Origin of the sequence: Mesorhizobium sp. M0276 (genome assembly GCF_040321755.1) — a bacterium.
Taxonomy (GTDB): Bacteria; Pseudomonadota; Alphaproteobacteria; order Rhizobiales; family Rhizobiaceae; genus Mesorhizobium.
In genome coordinates, this window is sequence record NZ_JAMYSC010000028.1 from 82,834 (window position 1) to 92,238 (window position 9,405).

The window sequence follows — 9,405 nt, forward strand, 5'->3', positions numbered from 1 at the left end:
CCTTCTTCTCAATCCAACATCACGATCGCCGTGGGCGCATCTTCCTGATGCTCGGCAAGGTCCTCGAATTCGGTGATCTTGTCGATCTCGGTGCCCATGGAGACGTTCGTGACGCGTTCGAGGATGAATTCGAGCACGACCGGAACCTGGTGTTCTTTCATCAGCCGCTGCGCCTCCTTGAAGGCGGCGGCAAATTCCTCGGGCTTGCGCACCCTGACCGCCTTGCAGCCCATCGCCTCGGCAACCGCAACGTGGTCGACGCCATAGCCGGCTGCCGGATCACCTGATCGGTTGATGTTCTCGAAGGCGAGACTGACCTCGAAATCCATCGAAAAACCGCGCTGCGCCTGGCGGATCAGCCCGAGATAGGCGTTGTTCACGACGACATGCAGATAGGGCAATTTGTGCTGTGCGCCGACCGCCAGTTCCTCGATCATGAACTGGAAATCATAGTCGCCAGACAGCGCGACGATGGTGCGGTCGGGATCGGCGGCGCGAACGCCAAGGGCTGCCGGCAAGGTCCAGCCGAGCGGGCCGGCCTGGCCGCAATTGATCCAGTTGCGCGGCTTGTAGACATGCAGGAACTGCGCGCCGGCGATCTGCGACAGGCCGATCGTGGTGACATAGGTGACGTCGCGACCAAACGCCTTGTTCATCTCCTCGTAGACGCGCTGCGGCTTCAGCGGCACCTGATCGAAATGCGTCTTGCGCTTCATCGTCTTCTTGCGGGCCTGGCACTCCTTGGCCCAGCCGGACCAGTCGCGCAGCTTTCCGGCCGTCTTCCACTCGGTGGCGACGTCGAGCAGCACCTTCAGTGCCGCACCCGCATCCGACACGACGCCAAGGTCCGGCGCGAAGACACGGCCGATCTGGGTGGGCTCGATGTCGACATGGATGAATTTTTTGCCCTTAGTGTAGACATCGACCGAGCCGGTGTGCCGATTGGCCCAGCGGTTGCCGATGCCGAAGACGAAGTCGGCCTCCAGCATCGTCGCATTGCCATAACGGTGCGAGGTCTGCAGCCCGCACATGCCGGCCATCAGCCGGTGGTCGTCGGGGATCGCGCCCCAGCCCATCAGCGTCGGGATGACCGGCACGCCCGAGATTTCGGCGAATTCGATGAGCAGATCCGACGCATCGGCGTTGATGATCCCACCGCCGGCGACGATCAGCGGCTTCTCGGCCGCGTTGAGCATCGTCAGCGCCTTTTCGGCCTGCGCCCGCGTCATGGCCGGTTTGAACGGCGTCAACGGCTCATAGGCATCGATATCGAACTCGATCTCGGCAAGCTGCACATCGACCGGCAGGTCGATCAGCACCGGGCCGGGCCGCGAGGAACGCATCAGATGAAACGCCTTCTGCAGCACCATAGGCACCAGATAGGGCTCCATGACGGTGACCGCCCATTTCGCGACCGGTGCGGCGATGGCTGATATGTCGACGGCCTGGAAGTCCTCCTTGTTCAGCCGCGCGCGTGGCGCCTGACCGGTAATGCACAGGATCGGAATGGAATCAGCCGCGGCCGAATAGAGCCCGGTAATCATGTCGGTGCCGGCCGGGCCCGAAGTGCCGATGCACAGGCCGATATTGCCAGCCTTGGCGCGGGTATAGCCCTCCGCCATGTGCGAGGCGGCCTCGACGTGACGGGCAAGGACGTGACGGATGGTGCCCCTCGCCTTCATCGCCGAATAGAACGGATTGATCGCCGCACCAGGCACGCCGAAAGCGCAGGAAATACCTTCCTTTTCGAGAACGAGAACCGCGGCATCGACAGCGCGCATCCTGGCCATTTTCCAGCCCTCCACAGGGTTTGTCATTGTTGGATTGGCCAAGGATGCCAGCAAGTCAGCTATTTTTCAATTTTTTCAGAATATTTTTTCATTTCTAGAAAACTGCGACTATATCTTGATTTTATTGGATTTTCTGTTTTCCAGAAACGCATCCATCCGACCGAGTGAAAAAGTTTTTCATTGCCTGTTTGGCGAAATCGGCGAGAATGGCGACATGGAAACAACAGAAAAACGCCAGCGCGGCCGCCCGCGCGCTTTCAACGGCCCATCGGAGGCTTCGGTGCAGTCGCTCGATCGGGCGTTGCGTATCCTGGCCATCGTCGCGGAGGGCAGCGGCCTGTCGTTGAGCGAGATATCGGCGCAGAGCGGCTTGGCCGCGTCGACCGCCTACCGCATGCTGACGACGCTGCAAAACCACGGCATGGTCGAATTCGATACCAGCGATCAGTTATGGTCGATCGGCGTCGAGACCTATCGAATGGGCGCGGCCTTCCTGCGCCGCCGCAAGCTGGTCGACCGCGCCCGTGTCGTCATGCAGGAGCTGATGGAGAGAACCGGCGAGACCGCCAATCTCGGCGTCGCCGAGGATGATTGCGTGATCTTCGTCAGCCAGGTCGAGACCCATCAGGCGATCCGCGCCTTCTTCCGGCCGGGCACACGCAGCCCTTTCCATGCGTCGGGCATCGGCAAGGCGGTGCTGGCGCATCTCGAGCCGGAGCGCGTCGGAACTATCCTGCGCAAGGCAGGGCTGCAGCGCTTCACCGACAAGACGCTGTCCGACATCTCCGCCCTCGCCCACGATTTGGCACGAATCAAGCTGCGCGGCTGGTCGGTCGACGACGAGGAGCGGCACCCCGGCATGCGCTGCGTGGCGGCCGCCATCTTCAACGAATTCGGCGAGCCGATCGGCGGCGTTTCGGTCTCCGGGCCGACCGTGCGGGTGACGCCGGAGCGGCTGGCCGAAATCGGCCCGCTGGTGCGCGATGCCGCGGCCGAGGTGACCAGGATGATCGGCGGCGTCAGCTCGGCCTGAGATCATACGAACAGCGAAAAGAGAGGCGGTGGGGCGCCCCTCTTTTCAGCTGATTGGAACGCCACCTCCTCTCAGAGCCGGCAGTAGTGACGATAGCCGTCGTGGCCGATATAGGTGTCGGAGTCGACGTCGTAGCTTGCGTAACGATCGTAGCAGCGGCGGACATGCCATGAGCCGCCGTCTTCGTCGACATAGACGGTCCGGGGCTGCTGGGAGAGCAGGCTGCCCAGTACAAAACCGCCAACGCCTGCGGCGATGCCGATACCGATGTCGCGGTTGTGATGGCTGTGGGCGGCCGAGGGTTGAACGGTGCCGAGCAGAGAGCTGGCGGCGACGGCGGTGGCGATGACGCCGAAAACGAGTGTGCGCGTGAACATGATGATCTCCTTGCTTCGTTGACCGAGGCGATCCATCCGCCTCTTGATCATCTGTCGCTGCGGCAAGGAAAAAGGTTCGAATCTTTTTTCGATTTTTCTGGAACGGCTTGGTTCGCTTGGGCCGTGGTCGTGCTGGCGGCCAGTTCGGCCCGCAGAGATCGGCGAGGACGTTGACGATGGCCAATGTCTTCTTTGCTAGGGAGATCGGTAGCTTCGCCGGCGGCCTGCTTCGTGGCTACTCTCTCACCCCATGCCCGTGACGTGGCGAAGCCAGAAGGCGAGCGCGATGAAACCGATGATGGTGGTGACGCCAACCCAGTCGACATTGGCCTTCTTCACATCGTTGATGATCTTCACCAGCAGCATCCAGGCTACGAAGATGATCGGGAGAATGATGACAAATCTGATCATGCCACACCCCTGCTCGAAGCGATTGCAACGTTTCCATATGTAGGAAACAATCCGGCGGTTTTCAGGATGCCCTCCCCGACGGCCCACATCACATGCCGGGCAAACGGAGTTTTGTCTTTACTGGCGCAACAAATATGTTAACCGGAGCGCCGTGCCCTTGTAGCTCAGCTGGTAGAGCAGCGGTTTTGTAAACCGAAGGTCGGCGGTTCGATTCCGTCCGGGGGCACCAGTAAAATCAATAACTTATCTGCCAATCTCGCTTTTGGTTTTTCGAGAAAATTCGTCGTGGGGAATTCCAGGGGAACATTTCGGCGAGTCGGCTATTCCCGTTGGCATCCCTTCTCCAACTCAGTGGCGCGACCCTTAGCTAACCGTTGCCGCCTTTAGTCGGTCCCTTCAGAAGCTCCCAAGCCTCGATTTGGAGTACCCCCGCAAGCTTCTCAATGATCTTCAGGCTCGCGTAGTACTTACCCTTCTCGATCTGACTCAGGTAACTCCGGCTGACTTCCGCCTCACATCCCGCCATCGACGCACTGACAGGCAGTGGCAAGATGTTTGCGGTCGGCAACAATCGCGTCCTGATCACCCAGCGAAACGGGCTCGGCCATATTCGCGGATATGCCGGCCTGCGCCTGGACGAGGCGACCGCGCGGAACTGGCAGGCGGTGTCGCCCGAAAGGGTGCGCGCAGAGTTGCGTGAGCCCTTCGCCGAATGGGCTCCCGCGTTGAAGGAAATCATCGAGACCGGGGATTTCATCGCGGTCCGTCCACTCTATGCGCTGCCTGTCGGGCATCGCTGGACCAGTCGTTCGGGGCTGACTCTCCTGGGCGATGCGGCGCACCTGATGTCTCCCTTCTCGGGTGAAGGGGTGAATCTCGCGCTCGCCGATGCGGTTGATCTCGCCGAGGCATTGACCTCGGGCCACGGCTGGCAGGCCGTCAACGGATATGAAGAGGCAATGGCGGGACGGGCTGCCATCGCGGCGGAAGGGGCTGCTCAGGGCCTGAGCGGCGCCTTCTCGTCCGAGGGAGCTAGTCCGGTTCTGCAACATTACTTGTCACGGGTGAATGAACATTGACAGCCGACAAGGTGGTTGGACCCCGGTGGCACCCAGTTCACTGGCGGGTAACTTGGTTACTGGCAGTCACAAGAGGCACCGATAACTTTGCAGCTTGATGAGCTTTCGTGCCCTTCTTCACCGGGCACGCGAGGTCGACTTTATGGATGTCGCGCTGTTTTACGCCGCCTTGTTCTATGTCGGCTGGATCGCGAGCGCCGGTCCAACATAGACGATGCAGCTAGCTTAGTAGGTCCGCCATTTCAAACCCCAATCGCCGCCACCAATATCCGGTTCTGCCTCCGTATCGCCGCGCGCAGTTCCGGTATCTTCGCCGCGTCGCGCCTCGCAAACTCAATGAACATCATGTTCATGTTGTTGAAGACCAGTTCGCCGAGCGCTGTCCCGTCGATGCCGCACCAGACCGAGCGCCTGCAGCCGGGCGATGAGCGCGCGGATCTGCTCGGTCAGCGCGCGGTCGAGCCCGGTATAGGCTGGCCGAACGGGTCATTCGCCCAGTGGCATCGCGGCCTGCGAAAACAGGACGGACGTCCTGTTATCCGACGGCATCCTCTATGACGGCCGCTGATCGACGACGTCTATCACTCGGACATCCCCGACTTCATGGCGACACTCTCGCGCCTGAGCGACCTTGATGTCCGACCGCACCGATATCTTCTATGAGGCGCTTGCTACTTGGCCGGAAGCGATCGTGCGAGTGAACGTATTCCTCACCCTCACTGACTTATAGACATAAGCGGTCCAGATGCCGGTCCCTACAAACGACGCTATGGCTGCCAGCAACGCATCACCTGCGAGCACCTTGTTCGCCGGAACGCCCAGAACTGACGCGATCCAGATGGTGTCCAGGATGAATACGACCGGAATTGCAAACCACTGGAACAGAAACAACCGCGGGAAGCGGTGGCTTCGCCGCAGCATCGAAACGAGCACAACCAGCTGAAGCGCCAGAAATGCCAGATTGAGAGCAAGCTCGCCATAGGCCGCCATGACCCCGTTCGGGAGAGCCATGAGTTGCTGGTAGCCTTCGGCCGAAATAGCCAAGTTGGCGAGTGTGCGCAGCGGTGACAATGCCTGGCCGATCGCCAGCAGCATCAGCCAGCCGCCGATGCCTACAAGAGCCGCAGGATTCTGTGACGGCTTCGTGGCTGATCGAACAGCAAAGAAAACAGGCACGCCGATCAACAGCAGCATGATCGCCCAATGCCAGATGGAAAACGACCCCATTTACCCCTCCCCTATTTATGCCCCTATAAGTTGTACCAGATTTCAAATTCAACTCAAGAGTCGAGCCTCGTCTGAAACCAAGTCTTATGCCGAGCGGCGATTTCTCCTGTCTGCTCCTGACTCCTCACACCTCGATCGCCGCTACCAGTAGCCGGTTCTGCCTGCGTATCGCGGCGCGTACCTCCGGGGTCCTCGCCTCGTCGCGCTTCGCGATGAACATGGTGTCATGTTGCTGAAATCAGTTCGCGGAGCGCTGCCCTCGTCGATATCACTGCCGTATAAGGCCAAGCGCCTACGGCCGGGCGACCAGGGGCAAATCCGCGCGGTGAGCGAGCGATCGGGGCCCGGTACAGGCCTAGGGCCGAACGGGCTGTCGGGCAGTTGTGTCGAGATCGCCATCGCCTGCCGCCACATCTCCTGGGCGAGATAGTGCAGCGAGGTGCTTGATAGGATGTCGATCACCTTCCGATTTCTTGACACATTTTGTGATTTGCACGATACCGCTAACGGGGCTCTGGTAGGCGCAGGCCTTTCCGGCTTCAGGCACTTGGCGGAATGGGCGGGGCGGGGTGAAAGGTGGCCAACCATGGCCCAGGCAAGCACCATTGTCTTAAGCGGCGACTATGGCTACACCCAGTATAAGGCATCCGGCCTGCCCGCCGACACCACCATCGATGCCACCGACGCCTCGTGGATCGTCGCCAATCAGGGAAGCCCCACCAACCTCTATCCCTTCGCGGTCGTCAACCCCGGCGCCAACCTCCTGGCATTTGGCGGCACGATTAACGGCACGGTCTCCCAAACCGGCGACTGGGAGGACATTTACGTCAACTCCGCCGCAGTCCGTATAAATTCAGCCCACAACTTTGTCATCGACGATTGGACGGTTACCCAGCCCTGGGATGGCATCCGTGTCGGCGGCACGGGCACCTTCGTCATCGAAGATAGCTATGTCGGCTACTCCCGCGACGACGCGGTCGAGGACGATGACGTCATCGGCGGCACGATCAAGGATTCCCTGTTCGACCACGTGTTTTCCGGAGTGAGCCTTGGCGACGGTGACGTTGATGGGTCTGACAACACGGTCATCATGGATGGCATGCTTCTGGGCATGGGAGAGTACCTTCGCAAAGGCGAGATGACCCACGGTTCGCCGTTTAAACTCGACAAGGGGACAGGCTCTAACGATATCGTGCCCAGCCTGCACTTTATCGATTGTGTGGTGGCGATCACCGACGTGAACCACAACGGCATGGAGCGGCTGCAGCGGGCCTGGGACAAGACGGTCGAGTCGCACGGCAACTACTATCTCAACCTCTCTGACACGCCGCTGCCGTCCAGTTATCCAATGCCGCCCGACGGTTGGACGGTCCTTCAGGGCCAGGCGGCGCGCGACTACTGGGCCAACGCCAAGGCGGTCTGGCATGCAGCCCATGACGGGACTGACCAGCCACCGTCACCGCCGACCCCGCCTACCGACCCGACCACGGGAACTACCGGGGACGACACTTTTTTCGGCACTGCCGCGGCCGATACCTATGATGCTTTGGCTGGCAACGACATACTGTGGGGCCGGGGTGGCAACGACGTGCTCAACGGTGGCGCCGGCAAGGACACCTTCGTGTTTGACACGGCCTTTGGCCCGGACAATGTCGCTACGCTCCCCGACTTCCACGCAGCGGACGACGCGCTCTATCTCGACAACGCCGTCTTCACCAGCCTCGGCCCCGGTTCCTTGTCCAGCCCGACGCAGGTGAACTCGTCCTATTTCGAGTTGCGCCAACACGCCACCAGCCATAACGACTACCTGCTCTACAACCAGACCACGGGCATTCTGTACTATGACCCCGATGGCTCGAAATCGGCCGCTCAGGTGGAAATCGCCCACCTACAGGCCGGGGCGGTCCTGACCTTCCACGACGTGTACGTCATTTGATCGCCGAGGCGATCGCACATGGCACTACGAAGCGCGGGCGTGAGGTCCGACGAGCTACGCCGGATTCTGTGAAGGCTTATTGGCGGATCGGACTGCAAAGATCCCTCCCCTAGAGATGCCGCTATGGGTTGCATTTCAGGTTCGACTCAAGAGGGCTGGGCACCGTCGCCTTCCAACGATCGATACTGCCGCCTGTTCCTGACAATCACACCCCGATCGCCGCCACCAGTATCCGGTTCTGCCTGCGTATCGCCGCGCGTAGCTCCGGTATCTTCGCCTTGTCGCGTTTAACGAACTCGATGAACATCATGTTCATGTTGTTGAAGATCAATTCGCCGAGCGCCGCCCCGTCGATGTCCTGCCGCACAAGGCCGAGCGCCTGCAGCCGGGCGATCAGCGCGCGGATCTGTTCGGTCAGCGCGCGGTCAAGCGCGGTGTAGGCCTGGCCGAACGGGCTGTCGGGCAGTTGCGTCGAGATCGCCATCGCCTGCCGCCACATCTCCTTGCTGAGATAGTGCAGCGAGTGCTCGATATAGATGCCGACCAGCGTGTCCAGCGCATCGCCGACATTGGCCGGCGGCCTGGCGACGACGCCCTGCCCGGCATTGAGCACCTCGTTGACCTCCAGCGAGACGATGGCGCCGAGGATGTCGCCCTTGTTCTGATAGTAATTGTAGATGGTGCCGATCGAGACTTCGGCCTGGGCAGCGATAGCCTCGATCTTGGCACCCTCATAACCGGCGTCGCGGAAAAGCTCCGCGGCCGCCTCGATGATGCGGCGGTGCCGATCCGCCTTTTGCCTTGCCCGCAATCCGCTCATCCCAGCCTCTTGCCATAAAAACAGAATTGACTCAATTTTAGAATTGGTTCAATTTTTTGCAAGAAGCCACAAAGGCAAGGGAGAACACTCGATGTCCGCTAAACCTGCATCCAGGAATCCGCTTTCCGTTCTGAAGAGCCATCTGCATGCGGCGTGTGCCGCCACCGCGCTGCTGCTTGGAGTCGGCAGCGCCGCCCAGGCCGCCGACCTCAATGCGCTGATCTGGTGCGATCACGCCGATCCGGCGCTGCTGCAACCCTTCGAAGAGGCCAATGGCGTCAAGGTCAACGTCAAGGAATTCGAGGGCACCGGCGCTGGGCTGGCCATCGTCGAGCAGTCGCAGCCCGGCGACTGGGACGTGATGGTGATCGACAGCATCGACATACCGCGCGGTGTCGAGAAAGGCCTGTTCGAACCGCTGCCGGAAGACAGACTGCCGCTGGCCGACCTGTTCCCGCAGGTGAAGATGGACGGCTCCACCGTGGTCGGCGGCAAGCGCTACGGCATCACCGAAAAGTTCGGCTACAACACGATCGGCTACAACAAGACCAAGGTCGATCCGGCCGACATGCAGTCGATGGCGGCGCTGACCGGCGACAAGTACAAGGGCAAGGTCGCCATCTACGATTACTATCTGCCGGTCATCGGGGACTGTCAGGAATTTCGTGTGCGGGCGGGCATAATGGGTAAGAAGGAGTCCCACTATGTCGCGACGCAAAGACCCTGCGATAC

Annotated in this window: 11 protein-coding genes and 1 tRNA gene; 6 read left to right on the forward strand and 6 right to left on the reverse strand. The window is 60.7% G+C overall.

All coding sequences use genetic code 11. The features are described from left to right. Window positions 1–8: 8 nt before the first annotated feature. The gene (gene gcl, locus NKJ01_RS21910) at window positions 9–1,790 is read right to left on the reverse strand and encodes a glyoxylate carboligase (RefSeq protein WP_352730841.1); all 1,782 of its coding nucleotides are present in this window, start codon (window positions 1,788–1,790) and stop codon (window positions 9–11) included. Window positions 1,791–2,004: 214 nt separating this feature from the next. Here gcl and bhcR point away from each other — a divergent pair, with 214 nt between their 5' ends. After that, on the forward strand, window positions 2,005–2,823 hold the full coding sequence (gene bhcR / locus NKJ01_RS21915; protein WP_352602467.1) for an HTH-type transcriptional regulator BhcR: 819 nt from the start codon (window positions 2,005–2,007) through the stop codon (window positions 2,821–2,823). A gap of 71 nt (window positions 2,824–2,894) precedes the next feature. On the opposite strand, the gene NKJ01_RS21920 is transcribed toward bhcR, so the two are convergent. Both NKJ01_RS21920 and NKJ01_RS21925 read right to left on the reverse strand, forming a co-directional pair. Continuing rightward, window positions 2,895–3,200, reverse strand: a complete 306-nt coding sequence (locus NKJ01_RS21920; protein WP_352730842.1) for a BA14K family protein — start codon at window positions 3,198–3,200, stop codon at window positions 2,895–2,897. Between the two features lie 243 nt (window positions 3,201–3,443). Further along, the gene (locus tag NKJ01_RS21925) at window positions 3,444–3,611 is read right to left on the reverse strand and encodes a hypothetical protein (protein WP_023757987.1); all 168 of its coding nucleotides are present in this window, start codon (window positions 3,609–3,611) and stop codon (window positions 3,444–3,446) included. 153 nt (window positions 3,612–3,764) lie between these two features. Here NKJ01_RS21925 and NKJ01_RS21930 point away from each other — a divergent pair. After that, window positions 3,765–3,840: transfer RNA gene (locus NKJ01_RS21930), tRNA-Thr, on the forward strand. 138 nt (window positions 3,841–3,978) lie between these two features. On the opposite strand, the gene NKJ01_RS21935 is transcribed toward NKJ01_RS21930, so the two are convergent. Further along, the gene (locus NKJ01_RS21935) at window positions 3,979–4,137 is read right to left on the reverse strand and encodes a helix-turn-helix domain-containing protein (protein WP_352730857.1); all 159 of its coding nucleotides are present in this window, start codon (window positions 4,135–4,137) and stop codon (window positions 3,979–3,981) included. 25 nt (window positions 4,138–4,162) lie between these two features. Here NKJ01_RS21935 and NKJ01_RS21940 point away from each other — a divergent pair, with 25 nt between their 5' ends. Beyond that, a complete protein-coding gene (locus NKJ01_RS21940) occupies window positions 4,163–4,690 on the forward strand; it encodes an FAD-dependent oxidoreductase (protein WP_352730844.1) in 528 nt (175 codons plus the stop codon). A gap of 336 nt (window positions 4,691–5,026) precedes the next feature. Next, a complete protein-coding gene (locus NKJ01_RS21945; protein WP_352730846.1) occupies window positions 5,027–5,248 on the forward strand; it encodes a hypothetical protein in 222 nt (73 codons plus the stop codon). Window positions 5,249–5,347: 99 nt separating this feature from the next. On the opposite strand, the gene NKJ01_RS21950 is transcribed toward NKJ01_RS21945, so the two are convergent. Then, entirely contained in the window at window positions 5,348–5,917 is a 570-nt protein-coding gene (locus tag NKJ01_RS21950; protein WP_352730848.1) for a DUF2569 family protein, read from the reverse strand. A gap of 586 nt (window positions 5,918–6,503) precedes the next feature. On the opposite strand from NKJ01_RS21950, the gene NKJ01_RS21955 reads away from it, so the two are divergent. Further along, window positions 6,504–7,853: a calcium-binding protein gene (locus tag NKJ01_RS21955; RefSeq protein WP_352602477.1), complete on the forward strand. Its 1,350-nt coding sequence runs from the start codon at window positions 6,504–6,506 to the stop codon at window positions 7,851–7,853. A 205-nt stretch (window positions 7,854–8,058) separates the two neighbouring features. On the opposite strand, the gene NKJ01_RS21960 is transcribed toward NKJ01_RS21955, so the two are convergent. Next, window positions 8,059–8,673 carry a TetR/AcrR family transcriptional regulator gene (locus NKJ01_RS21960; RefSeq protein ID WP_023759364.1) on the reverse strand — a complete coding sequence of 205 codons (615 nt, stop codon included), beginning with the start codon at window positions 8,671–8,673 and terminating at the stop codon, window positions 8,059–8,061. A 91-nt stretch (window positions 8,674–8,764) separates the two neighbouring features. Between NKJ01_RS21960 and NKJ01_RS21965 the strand changes: the two genes are divergently transcribed. After that, window positions 8,765–9,405: extracellular solute-binding protein (locus tag NKJ01_RS21965; protein WP_352730851.1), on the forward strand; the 641-nt coding region annotated here is incomplete at its 3' end.

Coding starts and splice junctions, on each gene's coding strand:
- gcl (WP_352730841.1), bottom strand. CDS start 1,790: ATGGCCAGGATGCGCGCTGTCGATGCCGCGGTTCTCGTTCTCGAAAAG.
- bhcR (WP_352602467.1), top strand. CDS start 2,005: ATGGAAACAACAGAAAAACGCCAGCGCGGCCGCCCGCGCGCTTTCAAC.
- NKJ01_RS21920 (WP_352730842.1), bottom strand. CDS start 3,200: ATGTTCACGCGCACACTCGTTTTCGGCGTCATCGCCACCGCCGTCGCC.
- NKJ01_RS21925 (WP_023757987.1), bottom strand. CDS start 3,611: ATGATCAGATTTGTCATCATTCTCCCGATCATCTTCGTAGCCTGGATG.
- NKJ01_RS21935 (WP_352730857.1), bottom strand. CDS start 4,137: ATGGCGGGATGTGAGGCGGAAGTCAGCCGGAGTTACCTGAGTCAGATC.
- NKJ01_RS21940 (WP_352730844.1), top strand. CDS start 4,163: ATGTTTGCGGTCGGCAACAATCGCGTCCTGATCACCCAGCGAAACGGG.
- NKJ01_RS21945 (WP_352730846.1), top strand. CDS start 5,027: ATGAACATCATGTTCATGTTGTTGAAGACCAGTTCGCCGAGCGCTGTC.
- NKJ01_RS21950 (WP_352730848.1), bottom strand. CDS start 5,917: ATGGGGTCGTTTTCCATCTGGCATTGGGCGATCATGCTGCTGTTGATC.
- NKJ01_RS21955 (WP_352602477.1), top strand. CDS start 6,504: ATGGCCCAGGCAAGCACCATTGTCTTAAGCGGCGACTATGGCTACACC.
- NKJ01_RS21960 (WP_023759364.1), bottom strand. CDS start 8,673: ATGAGCGGATTGCGGGCAAGGCAAAAGGCGGATCGGCACCGCCGCATC.